This window comes from Claveliimonas bilis (assembly GCF_030296775.1).
Classification (GTDB): Bacteria; Bacillota; Clostridia; order Lachnospirales; family Lachnospiraceae; genus Claveliimonas; species Claveliimonas bilis.
Genome location: NZ_AP027742.1, coordinates 291,576 through 310,895, shown reverse-complemented (window position 1 = coordinate 310,895; position 19,320 = coordinate 291,576). Strand labels below are relative to the sequence as shown.

20 protein-coding genes and 1 riboswitch are annotated in these 19,320 nt (G+C 45.9%); all 20 genes read right to left on the bottom strand.

Features of this window, described 5'->3' with window-relative positions; genetic code table 11:
- Nucleotides 1–190: 190 nt before the first annotated feature.
- A complete protein-coding gene (locus R2J37_RS01440; RefSeq protein ID WP_316266045.1) occupies nt 191–481 on the bottom strand; it encodes a DUF4316 domain-containing protein in 291 nt (96 codons plus the stop codon).
- Between the two features lie 14 nt (nt 482–495).
- Nucleotides 496–678 (bottom strand): DUF2871 family protein, encoded by a 183-nt coding sequence (locus tag R2J37_RS01435; protein WP_331490124.1) that lies wholly within the window; start codon nt 676–678, stop codon nt 496–498.
- A gap of 100 nt (nt 679–778) precedes the next feature.
- Nucleotides 779–2,719, bottom strand: coding sequence for a lysine--tRNA ligase (gene lysS, locus R2J37_RS01430; RefSeq protein WP_316266044.1), 1,941 nt, complete (start codon nt 2,717–2,719; stop codon nt 779–781).
- 51 nt (nt 2,720–2,770) lie between these two features.
- Nucleotides 2,771–3,253 carry a transcription elongation factor GreA gene (gene greA / locus R2J37_RS01425; RefSeq protein ID WP_230107307.1) on the bottom strand — a complete coding sequence of 161 codons (483 nt, stop codon included), beginning with the start codon at nt 3,251–3,253 and terminating at the stop codon, nt 2,771–2,773.
- 109 nt (nt 3,254–3,362) lie between these two features.
- Nucleotides 3,363–4,319: a tRNA dihydrouridine synthase DusB gene (gene dusB / locus R2J37_RS01420; RefSeq protein WP_230107308.1), complete on the bottom strand. Its 957-nt coding sequence runs from the start codon at nt 4,317–4,319 to the stop codon at nt 3,363–3,365.
- On the bottom strand, nt 4,316–5,131 hold the full coding sequence (locus R2J37_RS01415) for a type III pantothenate kinase (RefSeq protein ID WP_230107309.1): 816 nt from the start codon (nt 5,129–5,131) through the stop codon (nt 4,316–4,318). The genes dusB and R2J37_RS01415 overlap by 4 nt, the downstream gene beginning before the upstream one ends.
- A 3-nt stretch (nt 5,132–5,134) precedes the next feature.
- Nucleotides 5,135–5,479 carry a DUF6145 family protein gene (locus R2J37_RS01410; RefSeq protein WP_230107310.1) on the bottom strand — a complete coding sequence of 115 codons (345 nt, stop codon included), beginning with the start codon at nt 5,477–5,479 and terminating at the stop codon, nt 5,135–5,137.
- Nucleotides 5,472–6,452, bottom strand: coding sequence for a biotin--[acetyl-CoA-carboxylase] ligase (locus R2J37_RS01405; protein ID WP_316266043.1), 981 nt, complete (start codon nt 6,450–6,452; stop codon nt 5,472–5,474). Before R2J37_RS01405 ends, R2J37_RS01410 begins: the two co-directional genes overlap by 8 nt.
- Before the next feature lie 7 nt (nt 6,453–6,459).
- Nucleotides 6,460–7,395, bottom strand: coding sequence for an ornithine carbamoyltransferase (argF, locus tag R2J37_RS01400; protein ID WP_256193455.1), 936 nt, complete (start codon nt 7,393–7,395; stop codon nt 6,460–6,462).
- Between the two features lie 100 nt (nt 7,396–7,495).
- Nucleotides 7,496–9,097: a sensor domain-containing diguanylate cyclase gene (locus R2J37_RS01395; RefSeq protein WP_316266042.1), complete on the bottom strand. Its 1,602-nt coding sequence runs from the start codon at nt 9,095–9,097 to the stop codon at nt 7,496–7,498.
- Entirely contained in the window at nt 9,094–9,900 is an 807-nt protein-coding gene (locus R2J37_RS01390; protein ID WP_316266041.1) for a TrmH family RNA methyltransferase, read from the bottom strand. The genes R2J37_RS01395 and R2J37_RS01390 overlap by 4 nt, the downstream gene beginning before the upstream one ends.
- Before the next feature lie 7 nt (nt 9,901–9,907).
- Entirely contained in the window at nt 9,908–10,558 is a 651-nt protein-coding gene (locus tag R2J37_RS01385) for a potassium channel family protein (RefSeq protein WP_230107314.1), read from the bottom strand.
- A 48-nt stretch (nt 10,559–10,606) separates the two neighbouring features.
- Nucleotides 10,607–11,974: a TrkH family potassium uptake protein gene (locus tag R2J37_RS01380; protein WP_316266040.1), complete on the bottom strand. Its 1,368-nt coding sequence runs from the start codon at nt 11,972–11,974 to the stop codon at nt 10,607–10,609.
- A gap of 39 nt (nt 11,975–12,013) precedes the next feature.
- Complete coding sequence (locus R2J37_RS01375) at nt 12,014–12,703, bottom strand: response regulator transcription factor (RefSeq protein WP_256193453.1); 690 nt, start codon at nt 12,701–12,703, stop codon at nt 12,014–12,016.
- Entirely contained in the window at nt 12,696–14,192 is a 1,497-nt protein-coding gene (locus R2J37_RS01370; protein ID WP_256193452.1) for a sensor histidine kinase, read from the bottom strand. Before R2J37_RS01370 ends, R2J37_RS01375 begins: the two co-directional genes overlap by 8 nt.
- A 78-nt stretch (nt 14,193–14,270) precedes the next feature.
- Nucleotides 14,271–15,458 (bottom strand): methionine adenosyltransferase, encoded by a 1,188-nt coding sequence (gene metK / locus R2J37_RS01365; RefSeq protein ID WP_256193451.1) that lies wholly within the window; start codon nt 15,456–15,458, stop codon nt 14,271–14,273.
- A gap of 87 nt (nt 15,459–15,545) precedes the next feature.
- Nucleotides 15,546–15,645, bottom strand: a riboswitch (SAM riboswitch).
- Nucleotides 15,646–15,747: 102 nt separating this feature from the next.
- A complete protein-coding gene (locus R2J37_RS01360; protein WP_316266039.1) occupies nt 15,748–17,040 on the bottom strand; it encodes a UDP-N-acetylglucosamine 1-carboxyvinyltransferase in 1,293 nt (430 codons plus the stop codon).
- Between the two features lie 308 nt (nt 17,041–17,348).
- The gene (locus tag R2J37_RS01355) at nt 17,349–17,846 is read right to left on the bottom strand and encodes a shikimate kinase (RefSeq protein ID WP_230107320.1); all 498 of its coding nucleotides are present in this window, start codon (nt 17,844–17,846) and stop codon (nt 17,349–17,351) included.
- A 205-nt stretch (nt 17,847–18,051) separates the two neighbouring features.
- The gene (locus R2J37_RS01350; RefSeq protein WP_230107321.1) at nt 18,052–18,408 is read right to left on the bottom strand and encodes a hypothetical protein; all 357 of its coding nucleotides are present in this window, start codon (nt 18,406–18,408) and stop codon (nt 18,052–18,054) included.
- Between the two features lie 176 nt (nt 18,409–18,584).
- Nucleotides 18,585–19,244, bottom strand: a complete 660-nt coding sequence (locus R2J37_RS01345; RefSeq protein WP_230107322.1) for a V-type ATP synthase subunit D — start codon at nt 19,242–19,244, stop codon at nt 18,585–18,587.
- Between the last annotated feature and the right edge of the window lie 76 nt (nt 19,245–19,320).

Sequence of the window (19,320 nt, the reverse complement as noted above, 5' to 3'; positions counted from 1 at the left end):
AGAATATCAATCCAAAATTGATTCTACTATTAATTTCATACATTACGCTTTTTCAGCATAAAAAGAAAGCCTAGGATATATTATCCCAAGCTTTATTATCCATTTCAGAAAAAACACTTTTATTTTCCATTTCTCTCTATCTGCCAATCCAAATATTTCGGCATAGGTTTCCCTGATCTTACGGCAATTGCTATCTGTTTCTGTCGCAGTCTTTTAGACTGATTTTCTTTAGTTTCTCAGGAATATTCTCCGCCGTCTTTCTGCTCTGGTTATTTACCTGTCCATCTACCATATCATAATTAGCTTCTGTTCCGGATTTCCAGCTCTGTTCATACGTTCCATTCTCATAAAATTTCTGATAATGTTCCAGCCTTATTTTCAGATTCTTCTTCTCTGCCTCTGATTCCGACTCTTGCAGATAGCCGTGTATTTTCTGCTTTGTTGCTTCATCAAATCCATTTTTACAGGTATCTAAAAGCAACTTTCCATAGCAGTCTAAAATGGCACAATCACTAGCAAAAGGAAGAATACCACACCGAGAAGGAAATAATGGGTATGTACCACTGCAAGCGTCGTTTTAACAGTAAATCCGTTTATCTTGGTAAACTCCCGATAAAACACTCCTCCAACCATTGCCAAAACAGCATACAACAAAGCCATGTTCATGTAACGTTTCATACTTATCTCTCCTTATTTCATTTCTTTTTCAGAAAATCCCTCTTTCAGCCAAAGGCAAAAAGAGGGATTCCATTTGATCCGATATTTATTCAAATATTTTCTAGTAGAGCTTCGCTCCTGCCGGGATCCTGTCATCCACCATCAGAAGATTCAGTCCTTCATGGCCGTCCTCCTCATGTACTGCTGAGATCAGCATACCCTCAGAGTCAATTCCCATCATCTTTCTCGGCGGCAGGTTTACGATAGCAATCGCTGTCTTTCCAACCAGTTCTTCCGGCTCGTAATACTCGTGAATACCGCTTAAGATCACGCGGTCCTTGCGAACGCCGTCATCCAGAGTAAATTTCAAAAGCTTTTTGCTCTTGGGCACAGCCTCACATGCCAGGATCTTCACAGCACGGTAATCGGATTTTGCAAATGTCTCAAAATCTACCATCTCTTCAAAGAGGGGCTCGATCTTCACGTTGGAAAAGTCGATCTTCGCTGCCGGTTTTTCTGCCTTTGCAGCTGCCGGCGCCGCCTGACTTTCATTGTTCGCAGCATTCTTTGCCGCTCCCTGTGACTTCATTGTGGGGAACAAAAGCACGTCACGGATTGCCGCAGAATCTGTCAGAAGCATACACATTCTGTCAATACCAAAGCCGATTCCTCCTGTCGGCGGCATACCGATCTCCAGAGCATTGAGGAAGTCTTCATCTGTCGTGTTTGCCTCCTCATCGCCCATAGCAAGCAGCTCTTCCTGTGCTTTGAACCGTTCTTTCTGATCAATAGGATCGTTCAGCTCGGAGTAAGCGTTCGCCATTTCCCAGCCGTTCATAAAGAACTCAAACCGCTCTACATATTCCGGATTTTCCGGTTTTTTCTTTGTAAGCGGAGAAATCTCAATCGGATGATCTGTAACAAAAGTAGGCTGGATCAGGTGTTCCTCTGCAAACTCTTCAAAGAAGAGGCTTAAGATATCGCCCTTCTTGTGATGCGCCTCGTATTCTACGTGATGCTCGTCCGCAAGTTTCTTGGCATCCTCAGTTGTCTCTACCTCGTTCCAGTCCACACCGGCATATTTCTTCACTGCATCTACCATAGTGATACGCTCAAACGGCTTTCCAAGATCCATTTCTACGCCGTTGTATACGATTTTAGTAGTTCCCAGAACTTCCTGCGCTACATGACGGTAAAGATTCTCTGTCAGATCCATCATTCCGTTGTAATCTGTATATGCCTGATACAGCTCCATCAGAGTAAATTCCGGGTTGTGCCTTGTATCCAGACCTTCATTTCTGAATACACGCCCGATCTCATACACTCTTTCCAGCCCGCCGACGATCAGACGTTTCAGATACAGCTCCAGAGAAATGCGGAGTTTAAAGTCCTCTCCCAGAGCATTAAAATGTGTCTCAAAGGGTCTTGCTGCAGCTCCTCCGGCATTGCTTACAAGCATAGGGGTCTCTACCTCAAGGAATCCCTGTCCGTCCAGGTATCTCCGGATGGAACTGATAATATGAGAACGTTTGATAAATGTATCCCGCACTTCCGGATTCATAATGAGATCCACATATCTCTGACGATAACGCATATCTGTGTTTGTCAGTCCGTGGAATTTCTCCGGAAGGATCTGCAGGCTCTTAGACAGAAGCTTTACTGCAGAGGCATGAATGGAAATCTCTCCTGTCTTTGTCTTAAAGACTTCTCCTTCCACACCTACAATATCACCGATATCCAGCTTCTTGAAATCTTTGTATTCTTCTTCTCCTATGCCATCTCTTGCAACATAGCACTGGATATTTCCGCTCTGATCAAGAACATTACAGAAGGATGCCTTTCCCATCACACGTTTCTGCATCACACGGCCTGCAACCGTCACGTGCTTTCCTTCCATCTCCTCATAATGATCCTTAATATCAGATGTATGGCATGTCACATCATAACGCATAACCTGATAGGGGTCTTTTCCGTTTGCCTGAAGCTCCGCCAGCTTCTCGCGGCGTACCTTTCTAAGCTGGTTTAAATCTGGTTCCTGGGCATTCTTCTGCTGATTAGACACTGATCTTCACTCCTCTTCTCTTTTATCCTTATTATCAGATACCGCCCTGTTTTAGAGGGAACGGTCGATCTTCAAAACTTTGTACTCCAGTTCTCCTGCCTGCGTCTCTACTTTTACGCTGTCTCCGACTTCATGTCCAAGAAGGGCTCTTCCTACCGGTGACTCATTGGAAATTTTTCCCTGCAGGCTGTTGGCCTCTGTAGATCCGACAATCTTAAATTCTATCTCTTCTTCAAATTCTTCGTCATACACGGTAACGATGCATCCAATGCTGATCTTATCAAGATTGACTTCATCCTCCACAACGACTTCCGCATTCTTCAGGATCTTCTCCAACTCTTCGATCCGTGCTTCGATGTCGCGCTGTTCATCTTTTGCTGCATCGTACTCTGCATTTTCTGAAAGGTCTCCCTGTTCTCTTGCTTCTTTAATTTTATCAGCAACTTCTTTACGCTTTACGACTTTCAGATTTTCCAGCTCTTCTTCCAGCTTCTTCAGACCGGTGTAGGTAAGAATTCTCTTCTTTTCTTCCATGACTATCCTCTCCTCTTTCTTGCTTTATTTCTGTATATCTGTCAGGGCCTTTCCCTTATATAAATCTACTTTCGCAATTTCAATATTATACATAACAGACTTTATAATGTCAATAGATTTTCGCCTCCAGAAGTGCCTTTAATTCTTCATAACTTTCCACCTGATTGATGGCCTCCCGAAGCCTGGCAGAACCCGTCATCCCTTTGGTATACCAGGCCACATGACTGCGCATCTGACGGATTCCCTGATACTCTCCTTTATATTTGATCTGAAGCGCCGCATGCCGGAGCATCATATCCCTGATCTCTGTATTGGAAGGTCTGGGCAGAATGTCTCCTGTCTCATCGTAGTGCTTCAATTCCCGGAAGATCCATGGATTCCCCTGTGCTCCCCGGGCAATCATCACCCCGTCGCACCCGGTCTGTTTCATCATGTCCATTGCTTTTTTTACAGAAGTCACATCTCCATTACCGATAACAGGGATGCCAACCGCTTCTTTGACCTGCCGGATAATATCCCAGTCCGCTTCCCCGGAATAATACTGCTCTCTCGTCCTTCCGTGAACCGCCACTGCCGCCCCGCCGGCTTCCTCAATAATCTTTGCGATTTCCACAGCATTTATACTGGAATCGTCAAAGCCTTTACGGATTTTTACCGTCACAGGTTTCTGAATTGCTTTGACCGTTTTGGATACGATCTCATAGACCAGATCCGGCTGCTTCATCAAAGCAGACCCTTCTCCATTTTTCACTACTTTAGGAACCGGACACCCCATATTGATGTCTAAAATCTGAAAAGGAAGTTCTTCTATCTTTTTGGCCTGCTCGCTGATGACATCAGGATCCGAGCCAAACAACTGGAGGGATACCGGATACTCTTCGGGATGGATCTTCAGAAGTTCCCTGGTATTACGATTTTCATACTGAAGCGCTTTTGCGCTTACCATTTCCATACATAAAAGGCCGGCACCCTGCTCTTTGCAGAGCAAACGGAATGGCAGGTCTGTTACGCCTGCCATCGGTGCCAGCACATACGGGTGCTCGATTGTAAGATTTCCTATTTTCATCTGTCAGATGTCCTTTCCGTTTCCTGCTCCTTCTTCTTTCCCCGGAAACGATTCCTTTCATATATAAGGCGCAGACCTTCCAGAGTCAGGATCGGATCATAGATATCAATACTTTCCGTTGCTGCCGCAAGGATGTTTCCAAGTCCTCCTGTTGCCACTACTTTCGCATCCAGATATCCGGATTCCTTTTTCATCCGGTCAATAATATATTCTGTCTGACCGATATAGCCGTACACCAGTCCGGCCTGCATACTGGACACTGTCTCTCTGGCCAGAATAGTATCCGGTTTCCGTATTTCAATCTCCGGAAGCATGGCTGCATCTCCCCACAGCGCTCTTGCTGATGTGCGGATCCCCGGCGCAATGACTCCCACTGCAAATGTACCGTCCGGCTCTACCAGATCATAAGTAGTCGCTGTACCAAAATCAATGACAATAACCGGCCCTCCATACAGATAATAGGCTGCCACTGCATCCACGATCTTATCCGGTCCTGTCTGGCGCGGATTTTCTGTTGCCACCCGGATTCCGGTCTTGATCCCTGCAGAGACGATGATCGGCTTCCGGTTAAAATATTTAATAATGCAGCTGCCCAGAGAATGCATAATGTCCGGCACGACAGACGCAATGATAATGTCGTCTACTTCTTCCGGATTTTCTCCCTGGTTCCGGATCATTTCCCGGATCGCTATTCCATATTCATCTGAAGTTCTCGGCTGTTTTGTTGTCATTCGGAATTTTGCCAGAAGCTCGCTCTCCCGATACAGCCCCATTGTAATATTTGTGTTGCCTACATCCATTACAAGCAGCATTCGTCAGTCCCCCTTTTTCTGTTCTTCCTGTCCCAGGAAAAATACCTGATAGTACAGCTGAAGAGCCTCCAGAAGTTCTTCTTTTTCCCTTTGCAGCTGCTTGATCTTAAGCTGGCTTCCGATCTCATCAAACATGGCGTCTCCTTCTACAGAAGACACCTCGAAACACAGCGTTCCATCTTCCTCATAAGCCAGTGTCAGGATTCCTCCCACATCATGTACATAGAGCACACACATGATCTTCAGCTCATCCTTTACATGATCCGGAAGCTGTTCAAAGTCCGGATTGAGATAATATTTTTCCTCATATGAATTTGCCCCGCAGAGCACAATTTTATCCTTATACATATCCATATATTCCTCGTACAGAGACTTCCCCGGAAAACACAGCCTCGCGTCTGCCGTCCTCCCGCTCCACAAGAAGCTCTCCTTTTTCATTGATCCCCAAAGCAAATGCCGTATACTCTCCCTTTGGATCGAGCACGCGCACTTCTCTTTCCTTATTTAAAAGAAGCCCGTTGTAGCGCTCTTTAAGCCCTGCAAGACTCCCATCCTTCAGAAAGATCTCATAATTCTTTTCAAATTTTTCCATCACCTGTGCAACAAGCTTAGCCCGGGTCCACTCTTTGCCGGATTCCAGTTTCAGGGAAGTAGCCCTCCCTGCCAATTCTTCCGGAAACTCATCATGGTTCACATTAATCCCCACTCCGATCACCACATAACTGATCTGTTCTTCTTCCAGACTCATTTCCGTCAAAATGCCGCATATTTTTTTCTTATTTATCACAAGATCATTGGGCCATTTGATTCCGGCATCAAGTCCGGTCTCTTCCTTCACCGCCTCTACGGCGCTAAGAGCCATGACCAATGTCAGCATAGGCGCCTGCACAGGTGAGATCTGCGGTTTTAAAAGGATACTCATATAGATATCCTTTCCGGGCGCCGACTCCCATCCTCTGCCGCGCCGCCCTTTCCCTGCACTCTGTGCATCCGCCGCCGCTAAAGTGCCGTGGGGCGCCCCTTCTTCTCCCAGGGCCTTTGCCCGTGTATTGGTAGAATCTGTTTCTTCATAATAAAAGACATTCCGCCCTGCCCATTTTGTCTCGATCCGGCTCTCAATTTCAGCTTTTGACATCACATCGGGACTTCCGGTCAGGTGATAACCTCTCCTGCGGACTGCCTCTATTTCATACCCTTCTTCTTTTAGCTGTTCTATTACTTTCCAGACAGCAGTTCTGGACACATGAAACCTGTCACAGATCTGCTGCCCTGATACATATCCATCTGCTGCCCGAAGCATGGATAAAATTTCTGTTTTCATTTCGTGATTATTCTCCAAGCGTTGCAACCATTATGGCCTTGATAGTGTGCAGACGATTCTCCGCCTCGTCAAACACAACTGATTTCTCGCTTTCAAATACGTCCTCTGTTACTTCTTTTCCTTTATTTGCAGGCAGACAGTGTGAGAACAGTGTGGTATCCTTGCCGGTGCGCTTCATCAGCTCTGCATTTACCTGATACGGAAGGGCAAGCTTTGTTCTCTCCTGTTCTTTCTTCTCCTCGCCCATGGAGAACCATACGTCCGTATAGAGCATATCCGCTCCTTCTACCACATCCAGTTCATCCGATACTTCCACTACAGAACCTGCCTCTTTTGCATAACCTCTGCATTCCTCTACAAGATCTGCATCCGGCCACAGACGTTTTGGAGCTGCAATAGCAATATTCACTCCAACCTTACTGCATCCCATCAGAAGGCTGTTTGCCACGTTGTTGCGTCCGTCTCCCAGATAAACAATTTTCAGTCCTTTAATATGTCCGAAATTTTCCTTCAGTGTAAGCAGAGTTGCCAGACACTGTGTGGGATGCCACTGATCTGTCAGACCGTTCCATACCGGAACGCCGCTGTACTGTGCAAGAGCTTCTACAAATTCGTGGTCAAATCCTCTGTATTCAATTCCGTCAAACATACGTCCCAGAACACGCGCCGTATCTTCAATACTCTCCTTTTCGCCGAGCTGCAGTTCGGACCCTGCCAGATATGTCGCAGTTGCACCCTCGTCCTGCGCCCCGATAGTAAAAGCACATCTCGTTCTTGTAGAAGGTTTTTCAAAGATCAGGGCAATATTCTTTCCCTGCAGGCTGTGTCCTTTGATTCCTTTTTTTCGTTTTTCTTTCAGCTCCTCTGCAAGATCTACCAGGTATAAAATCTCCTCTGCAGTAAAGTCTCTTAACTTCAAAAAACTACGTCCTTTTAAATTCATATCACTCGTTCCTCTCTTCTTTTGGTCTTGTCGGCACACGGCTGTATCCGGACCGCCTGATTTCTTTCCATAATACCACTGTTTCCGCGTTTCTTCAATATTATATCTTTTGGTGTTTTTCCTTCATAGCCTGTTTTTTACGGTACATTCCTGCATCGGCGCCGTCCAGAAGATCCCGCATCAAACTCCCTTCCTCTCCTGCAATCTCATAACCGCTGGCAATTACAATCGGAAATTTTCTGTCTCTGTTTTTGTATTCCAGCTGCCGCTCCAGGTTCTGAATATTTTTTTTCAAATCTTCTTCCGTCGTATTTTCCAGTATAACGACAAATTCATCTCCGCCCATGCGATAGCATATTCCAATTCCTTCAAACACTTGACGAATACATTCCGCCGCATCCCGGATCAGGCTGTCTCCCTCCAGATGTCCATACTGATCATTGATCTGCTTCAGGTTATTGATATCCATTACAATACAGCCTTCTCCTGTCTTTACCTCCCGTCTTTCCTGCTCTTCAATAAAGGCTGATCGGTTGTTCATCCTCGTCATCACATCCGTATAAGCAAGGCTCCGGTATACCTTGGTACTGGCACTGGCTTCCAAATGGTAATAGAGTTCGTCTACTGCCGTACTGGCAAGGCAGCCGATAAAAATAAAAAGTCCCGTACTGTAAAAAACCGGATATAACCGGAAAAATCCCGTATAAAAAACACCCAGAGAAATCATTCCGGACAAAGCCAGAAATCCAAGTCCTATGATCGTCTTCCTGATTTTCCTGTTTTCCTTCTGCCGCACCTCTCGAATACCATAAAACAGCACAGTGATCACAGAAACGACGATCAGAATATGCTGGATCGACAGCGTTTCATACAGGTTGAAAATACGAAATAAATAGGAACCGCTTGTAAATACGGCATTGGTCAGATATAAAAACTCCAATATTGACAGGGCTTTTTTGCCTTCTGTCATCATCGTTTTCATAAAGCAGACAAAAAAGCAGGGCATCATCATAAAAGAGAAAAAGGAAAACAGAGTGATTACTGCTGTTTTTCCCGTGACGATCTGCAGAATACTTGAATCTGTGATCTCCCAGACACCTGTCAGAAAAATAAAAATCCCCAGATACCGGAAACTTTTTTTCACTGTGACAGGACTCCTGCCTGTAAAAGCAAAACTCATAACCGTCACGGCAATTCCCAGAATAATAGTAAAGCATCCGAGAAAAGCCATATACAGATTTTCTTCCACTACTTTCAAAAACACAGCATCCTGCGGACCGATCCATGAGGCATATTTACCGGCAAGCAGCCCCTCTCCGACCTCTTCTCCTATACAAAGTGTCAGTTCCTTTCCACCTGCATCGGCAGAAAGAGGGATCCATTGGAGCATCAGCCCTTTTTCCCTGTATTTGTCATTATATTGGAAAATAGGTTCTCCATCCAGATATACACGAAAAGGCTCCCCGCAGTTTTCTACGGCAAAGACCAGATCCTTTGGATCATCCTTCGGAATCCGGTAGTGATACTCCATTTCCCCCTCACTCGGGAGACTTCCACTTTTTACTATCCACTCTTCACTTAAATCTGTCACTTCTTTTAAAGGCTCTATCCTTGCAATCGGCTCAACAAACCAGGCCTTAGCCACCGCTGCTGCCATTACCGCCGCTGCCAGAACTGCCAGGATCCATTTTTTTCTCCTCATTTCCTTCTTCGCTGTCTCCCCGCCTCAAACATCAGGATTGTAGCGGCAATGGCTGCATTCAGCGATTCCACTTCCCCTTCCATGGGGATGCGGATATAGGTGTCTGCCATCCGGGCCGTTTCTTCCTTAAGTCCATTTCCTTCATTCCCGATCAGGAAGGCACTGCCGCCTGTATAATCTTCCTCGTCATAATCTGCCGTCCCTTTCAGATGGGCCGCATAAATCCGGATCCCGGCTTCTTTCATCTTGTGAAGAAATCTTTCCATGTCATCCTCACGCCTGCAGGGAACCCGGTATACGGATCCCATTGTAGATCGGACAGTCTTGGGATTATAAAGATCCACACAATCGCTGCTCATAACAACTCCGGTCACGCCGGCTCCCTCGCCGGTTCGAAGGATAGTACCCAGATTTCCCGGATCCTGCAGATTATCCAGCACCATAAGAAGAGGCGGCTTCCCGCCTGTCTGCAGATCAAACATCTCCTCTGCAGACGGCTCCTTTCTTCGTGCCATCACACACAGGACGCCCTGGGGCGTCTTTGTATCTGAAACGTGGGAAAATACATGATCCGCAAGAATTTCTGCCTGAATGCGGGCCTCCTGCTCCTTCCGGCAGATCAGTTCTTTTTCTTTCTTTGCAAAGCTTTCCGAGACATACAGTTCTCTTAACATTTCCGGCGGCGCTTCCCGAAACATCCTAAGTCCTTCTGTCAGAAACACCTGCTCTTCCTCTCTCATCCTCCGTTTTTTCTGAAGTCCCGCAAGTCTTTTTATTCTGGGATTGGCTGTACTTGTAATCATACTTTTCTCACTCTTTCCTGAATCGTTGCAGATCCTGATTTCTTCCGATCAGGATCAATATCCCGTCATCCTGCAGGGGCCGGAAAGGATCCGGATTCACCTCTACCTCTTCTCCCCGCATGATGCCCACTACATTGATGCCGTACTTTTTTCGTATATCCAATTCCTCCAGTGTCCTGCCGACCCATTTGCGGGGCACTTCCACTTCTACCATGCTGTAATCCGCCGACAGAGTGATCCAATCCGCAAAATCTGCAGACACGAGATTTTTGGCTACCCGGGAACCCATTTCCCACTCCGGATGCACCACCGCATCCGCGCCGATCTTCCTTAGGATAGCGGCATGATGTTCGTGCTGCGCCTTTGCCAGCACATAGGGAACTCCCTCCTCTTTTGCCAGAAGTGTCGCCATGATATTGGCTTCCATATTCTCTGAGATCGCCACAATAAGGCCATCCAGATTTCTGGCACCCAGTGATTTCATCAAAGATGGTTCACCGATATCTGCCCGCATGGCATAGGAGACATGATCGGAAATCTCCTGCACCTTTTCCATATCCTCATCTACAGCGATTACCTCACAGCCCAGCTGCTGCAAAGAAAGCGCCACGCTCACTCCAAAATTTCCAAGCCCTAAGACTGCATACTGTTTCTTCATACTGATCTCCTCGCCTGTTCTATCTTTTTTCTTCTCTCCTGCTGTTTCCTAACCTACCATAACTCTCTGTGTGGGCAGTTCTCGCTCCAGTCCTTTTTGTTTTGCCCGTCCGCCAAACAAAAGCGCCAGTGTCATCGGTCCGATCCGGCCAATATACATCAATACCATAATAACCGCCTGACTGCCCCTTGCAAGATCCGGCGTCAGGTCAGCGGTCAGTCCCACGGTTCCGATTGCCGAGCAGGTCTCATAGAGAACCCGGATAAAGGATACATCCTTCTCAATTCCTGCCACAATAGCTGTCCCGGTAAACAGCGCGATCACTGCCAGTGTAATGACAGCCGATCCCATACGAATGTTCCGTTCTGCCACTTTTCTGCCAAAACACTCTGCGTCGTCTCTTCCTTTCACTACAGCCATACAGCAGATCACAATGAGACCGATGGTTGTTGTTTTGATACCTCCGGCTGTTCCGCCGGGAGATCCGCCGATAAACATCAGCACACAGCTCACCATCTGGGATTCCGTTGTCAGAGCTGCCTGCGGAATGGTTGCAAACCCCGCTGTTCTTGTAGTAACAGACTGGAAAAAGGATGCCATGACCTTACTTCCAATCGGAAGATTTCCCAAAGTATCCGGATTGCTGTACTCTGCCAGGAAGAAATTCAAAGCTCCGGCGCATATCATTCCGGCTGTTACTGTCAGCACTACCTTAGAATGAAGGGAAAGCCTTGTAAACCACCATCTTCCCGGATTTTCCTTTTTCCACGCTCTTCGGATGCCGGCCAGCAGATCATACCAGACAATGAATCCCAGGCCTCCCAGGATGATCAGCAGCATCGTCGTCACATTTATGAGAGGGTTATTTACGTATTTTATAAAACTGCTGCTTCCCAGGATATCGATCCCGGCGTTACAGAACGCAGAGACCGCATGAAATACAGAGTACCAGATTCCTTTTATTACTCCATATTCCGGAATAAACTGGAAAGCATACAGCAGCGCCCCCACTCCCTCTACAATAAAGGTTCCTTTCAGGATTCTTAAGATAAATTTCACCATGCCGCCCGGCGAATCCATGTTATAGGTCTCCTGGATAACAATCCTTTCTTTTACCGTAATCTTTTTCCGTAAAATAAGAAAAAAGGCTGTCACACATGCGATCACCCCCAGTCCTCCCACCTGGATCAGGATCAGGAGTATCACCTGTCCAAGCAGGGTGAACTGCGCTTCCGGGGTCACTGTTACAAGACCAGTTACGCAGACAGCCGATGTCGATGTAAACAATGCGTCCATAAAAGCAATCGGGCGGGTATTGCAGGCAGGAAGCCATAACAGTACTCCCCCTGCAAGGATCACTCCCAGAAAGCCTGCTGCCAGTATCTTCATTGTGTTCCATCTGATATTCTTTTTCATGCTACAGCCTCCACATTTTGTGCAAAGGACATGTTTTTTCTACATTCTGAAGCGGTAGCCCACTCCCCATATTGTCTCAATATACTGAGGATTAGCCGTATCCACCTCTATCTTTTCACGGATCTTTTTGATATGCACTGTGACAGTGGCAATATCTCCAATGGATTCCATGTCCCATATTTCGCTGAATAATTCATCCTTAGTATACACATGATTGGGATGACTTGCAAGAAAAGTCAGCAAATCAAATTCCTTGGTGGTAAAGTTCTTCTCCACTCCGTTGACCCACACTCTGCGGGCTGTCGTGTCAATCTTAAGCCCACGGATCTCGATGATCTTATTGGCCTCAGCCGCACTTCCGATCAACCGCTCATACCGGGCAAGATGTGCCTTTACCCTTGCCACAAGTTCACTGGGGCTGAAAGGTTTCGTCATATAATCGTCAGCTCCGAGTCCCAGTCCCCGGATCTTATCAATATCATCCTTTTTAGCGGAAACCATAATGATCGGTGTGTTTTTCTTATCCCGCACCTGACGGCATATCTCAAATCCGTCTACACCAGGCAGCATCAGATCCAGGATCAGCAGATTGTAATCATTTCCAAGAGCCATCTCCAGTCCGCTCTCCCCATCGTTTGCCACCTCCACTGTAAATCCGGAAAGTTCCAGATAATCTTTTTCCAGGTCAGCAATCGCCTCTTCATCCTCTACTATCAAAATTTTACTCATTGATCGGTACCTCCTGATATTTACGGAGCACAAAATACATTGTTGTTCCTGTTCCTTCCCGACTGGTTGCCCAGATCTTGCCTCCGTGTTCTTCTATAATTTTCTTTACAATGGACAGACCAATCCCGCTTCCTCCTTTGGAAGAATTTCGGGAAGCATCTGTTCTGTAAAACCGTTCAAATATATTGGTGAGATCTTTTGTCGCGATCCCTCTTCCATTGTCTTCCAGCTCAATTTGCACAAAATCTCCTACGTCTTTCACTCGCAGATTGATTTTTCCCTTCTGCTTATCCATGTACTTCAGTGAATTGTTGATAATATTGTTGATCACCCTCTTAATCTGCTCCGCATCGGCAATCACTTTCACATCTTCTTCCACATAGTTAAAATAGCCAAACTCCACATTTCTGGACTCCAGCTCAAGGGAAAGCTCCTCGGAGCAGTCGTTGAAATAATCGTTGACGGAAATAATCTTGAAATTATAGGGAATCCGGTTTGTATCGATCTTGGAATATAAAGTCAGTTCGTTGATCAGAGTATCCATCTCACTGGCTTTATTGTAGATCGTCCGGACATATTTATCCATCTTCTCCGGCGTGTCTGCCACTCCGTCTATAATTCCTTCCGCATAGCCTTTGATGGCTGTCACAGGCGTCTTCAGATCATGGGAAATGTTGCTGATCAACTCTTTGTTTTCATTGTCAAAAGAAAGCTTTTCTTCCGCATTGGCTTTCAGTCTCTTTCTCATTTCCTCAAAATCCTGGCACAGCCGTCCCAATTCGTCATCCGTCTTCCATTTCATCTCAAAGTCAAGGTTGCCTTCTTTGATACTCTGTGCTGCCTTCTGCACCTTCCTCAAAGGCCCCATGACTGTATGATAAATCCAGAATACAAGAATAAACGCCGTAAAGATCAAAATAAGCGCAACCGCTGCCAGAACATCAACAGCAAAATCCTCCAGCTCCGGAATTGCATTTCCTACATCGGTAACAATAAACGCACTGGCTGTTGCCCCGTCATCAAACTGAAAATCCACCTGCCTTACAAGAGCCTGCGCTGCTCCTCCCAGGTAGATCCCGTTCTCAGATGTAGTCTCCGATTCCCCATAACCGGGCAGCTGATCTATTACACTGTCTGCCTCTTCTGTATCAATACCAATGTAAAGAATCGTTCCCTCTCCTCTGACGATCAGATAGGATTTCTTTTTGTTCAGCGCCGAATTAAAATCATTGAGATATGTTGCATCGATCAGCTTAGAAGGGTCTTCTCTGACTGTCGCCTGCAGCTCGTGGTAAGAATTTTCTGTCAGTCTGCCCATCACCTGAAGAGGATTCGACAGAGCATCAAAAGTCGTCCCGGAGATTCCATATGTTTTTTCAATTGCACTTAACTGGTACTGACCGATCAGCATAATAAAAAGGCTGGTTAAAAGTACCGGCACCATGATCACTGCCAGAAAAGCAATGATCAAACGAGTTTTAAATTTCATACGCACAGACCTCCGTTTTTATTTTAGCACAAAAAGAGCGCTTTCCTTAAAAAGCGCTCATAAATTTTTATAAACTTTTTATAAATACTTTTTCAGATCTTCTGCCCGATCTGTCTTTTCCCAGGGAAGATCCAGGTCTGTGCGCCCAAAATGGCCGTATGCTGCAGTCTGTTTGTAGATAGGCCTTCTAAGATCCAGCATTTTAATAATGCCCGCCGGGCGAAGGTCAAAGTTATCTCTGATGATCTCCACAAGCTTTTCATCGCTTACTTTTCCGGTTCCAAAGGTATCTACCATAACTGAAGTCGGGTGTGCAACTCCTATGGCATAGGAAAGCTGAATCTCACATTTCTTAGCCAGTCCTGCTGCAACGATATTTTTTGCAACATACCGCGCTGCATACGCGGCAGAACGATCCACTTTCGTGCAGTCCTTTCCGGAAAACGCTCCGCCTCCGTGACGGGCCATTCCGCCATAAGAATCTACAATGATCTTCCTTCCTGTCAGTCCGCTGTCACCGTGGGGTCCTCCTATCACAAAACGTCCGGTAGGGTTAATAAAATATTTCGTATTTTCATCCGTCATTCCTTCCGGGATAATGGCGTCAAACACATATTTGCGGATATCCTCATGGATCTGTTCCTGTGTCACATCCGGATCATGCTGTGTGGAGAGAACAACTGCGTCCAGTCTGCAGGGAACTCCCTCTTCATCATACTCTACAGTTACCTGTGTCTTTCCGTCCGGTCTCAAATATGAAAGAGTTCCGTCCTTTCTTACTTCCGCAAGTCTTCTCGCAAGCTTGTGTGCCAGCGCTGCCGGATACGGCAGCATCTCTTCCGTCTCATCTGTGGCATAGCCGAACATCATTCCCTGATCTCCGGCTCCGATAGCATCCAGCTCTTCCTCTGACATTTTATTTTCCTTTGCCTCCAGCGCTTTATCAACACCCATGGCAATATCCGAGGACTGTTCGTCAATCGCTGTGATCACGCCGCATGTATCAGCGTCAAATCCATACTTGCCTCTTGTATAACCGATCTCCCGGACAGTATCTCTTACAATTTTCTGGATATCTACGTACGCGTTTGTTGTAATCTCACCCATAACCAGCACAAGACCTGTTGTCGTACAAGTCTCACATGCCACACGGCTCATGGGGTCCTGCTCCATCAGCGCGTCCAGGATCGCATCTGATATCTGGTCGCACATCTTATCCGGATGTCCTTCTGTTACTGATTCGGATGTAAATAATCTTTTTTCCATATCTGCTCCTTTTCCTTTCTCTTGTCCAGCTGGCAGTAAAAAGTCCGCTTATTAAAAATAAGCGGACTGTTATAAACCAAACCAATCCTCTTATTGTTCGATCACTCGCTCAGGTTGGCACCTTCCGTTCTATCGGGGTTGCCGCAGCTTCACAGGTCCTTTGTACCTCCACTGCTCTGAATAAGAGAAATACACGTTTCTGTTATTGAATTGTTCCTCTGTATCGCAAATGATACAAATAATACTTTATATGCTTTCTTTGCATAAGTCAATAGATATTTCCGAAAATCTAGCCCACCTTCAGCATAAACTTACGGATTTCTTTTTCTGTGGAAACTTTTTCGATCACAGCCCCCAGGCTTCTTAGCTTCTCGTCGAAACGCTCATAGCCTCTCTGGATATAAACGATATCATCCACGATCGTAATACCGTCAGCAGCCAGCCCCGCGATACACAGCGCCGCTCCTGCCCGAAGATCCGGCGCGCTCACCCGTGCAGCTGAAAATCTTTCCACACCTTCAATGGTAGCGGAATTTCCTTCTACCTTTACATTGGCTCCCATACGTGCCAGCTCATCCAAATATTTAAATCTGTTCTCGAAAATACTTTCCGTGATGATACTTGTCCCTTTACAAAGAGCAAGTGTCACGCCGATCTGCGGCTGCATATCTGTAGGAAATCCCGGATAAGGAAGGGTTTTTACATGTGTGCAGCTCAAGCTTCCCTTGGACACGACGCGCACCGCATCGTCAAATTCCTCTACCTCACATCCGATTTCCACAAGCTTTGCAATTGTTGCCTCCAGATGTTTCGGAATCACATTCAGAACCGTTACATCTCCTTTGGTAGCTGCCGCTGCAAACATGAAAGTTCCAGCCTCGATCTGATCCGGAATAACAGAATACTCTGTACGATGCAGATGAGAAACTCCGCGGATCTTGATCACATCCGTTCCTGCTCCCCTGATATTTGCTCCCATACTGTTGAGGAAGTTGGCAACATCTACAACATGCGGTTCTTTCGCAACATTTTCAAGAATGGTAAGCCCCTCTGCCATGGCTGCCGCCATCATAACATTAATGGTAGCGCCCACACTGACAACATCAAAATAAATGTGTTTTCCTACCAGCCTTGTTGCCTCGGCGATAATCTTGCCGTGTTCAATGTCCACATCCGCACCAAGCGCGCGGAATCCTTTCAAATGCTGGTCAATGGGACGGCTTCCAATGTTGCATCCTCCCGGAAGCGCCACCTCTGCTCTTTTATATTTCCCAAGAAGAGCTCCCAGCAGATAATAAGATGCTCTTATCTTCTTAATATAGTCATATTCAATATCAAAACTGGATACGCCCCGCCCGTTAATCTTTACGGTGTGGCGGTCCACACGGTGCACAGACGCTCCGATCCCGGAAATAGCATCCAGCAGTACATTAATGTCATTGACATCCGGAAGATTGTCAATCATAACTGTTTCATCACTCATAATTGCAGCCGCAAGAATAGCAAGGGCTGCATTTTTTGCTCCGCCTATCTCCACTTCACCGACAAGCGGATTGCCGCCTTTAATAATATATTGTTCCATACTGCACCTCGATCACACTCTCATTCTCTGTCTTCTTTCGACAGATCTTGAAGCTTTTTTTGCCCGTTTATAATCATTATTATATCGTAAATTTTCTTCGAAATTCATGGCATTGATATCCTGCCGTCCCAAATCTTTGCGGGTATAATATCCTCGGCAGATTTTTAGCGCTCGGCTTTTGGCGGTTCCGCCAAAACCGATATGCGCAGATATAATGTCCGATGACATTATATCATATATCAGCCGGTTGTAAAACATTTTTTATACTTGTGTAAAAATTCTGTAACATTTTACCAAGTCAAAAAATGTTAATTTTCTAATGCCTCTAAAACTTTACCAATTGTCTGCTCCAATGTCAACCCATCTTCGCTGATTGTGATATCTGCATATCTTTCGAACAGAACTTTCCTCTCCTCATAAAGTTCCCGAAGCGACTGTCCTTCCCGAAGTGTAACGCCCCGTTTGTGAGGATCACCGATCCTGTCTCTTATCGTTTCATACGATGCCTGAAGATATACGATTTTTCCGATCTTTTTAAAATGCTCCATAGCATTCCTGCAGTATACAATACTTCCGCCCGGAGAGATCACAGTGTGCTCTGCCTCTATCCGGGCATTCACCTCGTCCTCAATTTCCCGGAATCTATCCAGCCCCTCTTCTCTAATAATCTCATGCAGCAAACGTTTTTCCTGTTCCTGTATCAGGATATCCGGATCAATAAATCCGTATCCCAGCCGCTTTGCTGCAACAACCCCTATGGTACTCTTTCCGGAGGCCGGCATTCCGATAAAAATAATATTATTCATACTCCTTCTCCCTATCTTTTGTTCTCCCCACTTTGCCTTGACCACCTGCAGGCAAAATCTTCTCCCAAACCGAAACTATTTTTGCTATTGTATCACATTTTCTATTTATTTGTCCATTTACATATTTTTAAAACTGCTTACCACACATTTTGAACTATCCGGTCATATAGTCGGCAAGAAAAACAGAAGGAAGCCTGACAGAATATCAATAATACTTTCTTCTGTATTTTCTGTGGTCACAGCGTCTTTTATAAATCTCCTGGTACAGCATAACTTCCAGAAGTTCTCCAAGCCATTCTCCCGGGTTTTCTTCCCGGTCTTCCATCTTATTATAAATACGGCTGCACATCAGTCTAAGCTGCAGTTTATCCGGGTATTCATCATATAACATGCTGCCTTCATATTCCATGCGGTCGCACTCTTCCTCCACGAAGGGCAGCGCTCTTTTTGCAGTTTCCGGATACATACTCTTCATGTATTCAAAATCTCTTCTTTCCAGTCTCTCATCGTCATATAAAAGCGGCATGGGATATGCCATGTAATACGGTAATTTCCTTTCCATTCGTCTTACGCCCTCCTGAAAAAGAGTTATCTGGAAATAGTATATTCCAAAATCGGCTGTTTGTTACATAGGGCGCATCCCACAGAACATTTTATTTAGCGGGGAATGGCGTTTTCTGCCAAACAGAAAATCCCCCAAAAACCAGAACACACTCCGGTTTCGGGGGATCGGATCATTTATGCCCGTTCACTGTAATGATGTGCATCTTCGAGCATCATATCTTTTACCTTCATCAGACGGATCTGGGAACTTCTCTCGTTCTCATCCAGCTTCATCGTGATGTATTTGATTGTTTCCTGTGCTTCCGGAATAATCACATGCTCCAAAGCATTTACACGGCGTCTTGTCTTTTCAATCTCAGCCGCCATAAGCTGGCATGCTTTTTCCGTCTCCGCAAGCTTCAGCATATCCGGCAAAATATCTGCCAATGATTTCACCGCTCCGTCCAGATCGCTGGATGTAAATGCGAAACCATATGAGTAAATGTCATTGGCATCCGCTGTCCTTGTCTTTGACTCAAACACCGGAATGTTAACGCTCATGACATTTTTCTTGCCGACCTCCAGGTTCACTTCCTGTTTTGGCGCCATTAAAGCTGTATTTAATGTGGCCGCATCCATTCCGGCCCTTGCTATGACAAAATTTTTATTTGCAGAGAGGATTCCGGCTTCCACCTTCTGACGAAGCTCCATATTTTCCCTTGCCAGATCCAGAAACTGCCGCATCAACTCGTCACGCTTATCCTTCAGAAGCTTGTGGCCTCTTCTGGCTGTGGCAAGTTTTTTCTTCGTTCTGGTCAGCTCCATACGGGTTGGAGTGATCTGTGTAGATGCCATTTTGCTGCCTCCTTTAATTTTCTCATGAGGACGTGCATGCCGTCCCCCCGCCATGCCCCAGCTCGATTCCGCTTTG

Excerpts from the sequence above, each read along its gene's own strand:
- R2J37_RS01405 (WP_316266043.1), bottom strand. The coding sequence starts at position 6,452 with ATGAAAACAGAAATTTTATCCATGCTTCGGGCAGCAGATGGATATGTA.
- metK (WP_256193451.1), bottom strand. The coding sequence starts at position 15,458 with ATGGAAAAAAGATTATTTACATCCGAATCAGTAACAGAAGGACATCCG.
- argF (WP_256193455.1), bottom strand. The coding sequence starts at position 7,395 with ATGAATTTAAAAGGACGTAGTTTTTTGAAGTTAAGAGACTTTACTGCA.
- R2J37_RS01385 (WP_230107314.1), bottom strand. The coding sequence starts at position 10,558 with ATGAAGAAACAGTATGCAGTCTTAGGGCTTGGAAATTTTGGAGTGAGC.
- R2J37_RS01435 (WP_331490124.1), bottom strand. The coding sequence starts at position 678 with ATGAAACGTTACATGAACATGGCTTTGTTGTATGCTGTTTTGGCAATG.
- R2J37_RS01345 (WP_230107322.1), bottom strand. The coding sequence starts at position 19,244 with ATGGCATCTACACAGATCACTCCAACCCGTATGGAGCTGACCAGAACG.
- R2J37_RS01410 (WP_230107310.1), bottom strand. The coding sequence starts at position 5,479 with ATGTATAAGGATAAAATTGTGCTCTGCGGGGCAAATTCATATGAGGAA.
- R2J37_RS01355 (WP_230107320.1), bottom strand. The coding sequence starts at position 17,846 with ATGAATAATATTATTTTTATCGGAATGCCGGCCTCCGGAAAGAGTACC.
- R2J37_RS01415 (WP_230107309.1), bottom strand. The coding sequence starts at position 5,131 with ATGCTGCTTGTAATGGATGTAGGCAACACAAATATTACAATGGGGCTG.
- R2J37_RS01370 (WP_256193452.1), bottom strand. The coding sequence starts at position 14,192 with ATGAAATTTAAAACTCGTTTGATCATTGCTTTTCTGGCAGTGATCATG.
- R2J37_RS01350 (WP_230107321.1), bottom strand. The coding sequence starts at position 18,408 with ATGGAAAGGAAATTACCGTATTACATGGCATATCCCATGCCGCTTTTA.
- R2J37_RS01375 (WP_256193453.1), bottom strand. The coding sequence starts at position 12,703 with ATGAGTAAAATTTTGATAGTAGAGGATGAAGAGGCGATTGCTGACCTG.
- R2J37_RS01360 (WP_316266039.1), bottom strand. The coding sequence starts at position 17,040 with ATGGAACAATATATTATTAAAGGCGGCAATCCGCTTGTCGGTGAAGTG.
- dusB (WP_230107308.1), bottom strand. The coding sequence starts at position 4,319 with ATGAAAATAGGAAATCTTACAATCGAGCACCCGTATGTGCTGGCACCG.
- R2J37_RS01390 (WP_316266041.1), bottom strand. The coding sequence starts at position 9,900 with ATGATTACAAGTACAGCCAATCCCAGAATAAAAAGACTTGCGGGACTT.
- greA (WP_230107307.1), bottom strand. The coding sequence starts at position 3,253 with ATGGAAGAAAAGAAGAGAATTCTTACCTACACCGGTCTGAAGAAGCTG.
- R2J37_RS01395 (WP_316266042.1), bottom strand. The coding sequence starts at position 9,097 with ATGAGGAGAAAAAAATGGATCCTGGCAGTTCTGGCAGCGGCGGTAATG.
- R2J37_RS01380 (WP_316266040.1), bottom strand. The coding sequence starts at position 11,974 with ATGAAAAAGAATATCAGATGGAACACAATGAAGATACTGGCAGCAGGC.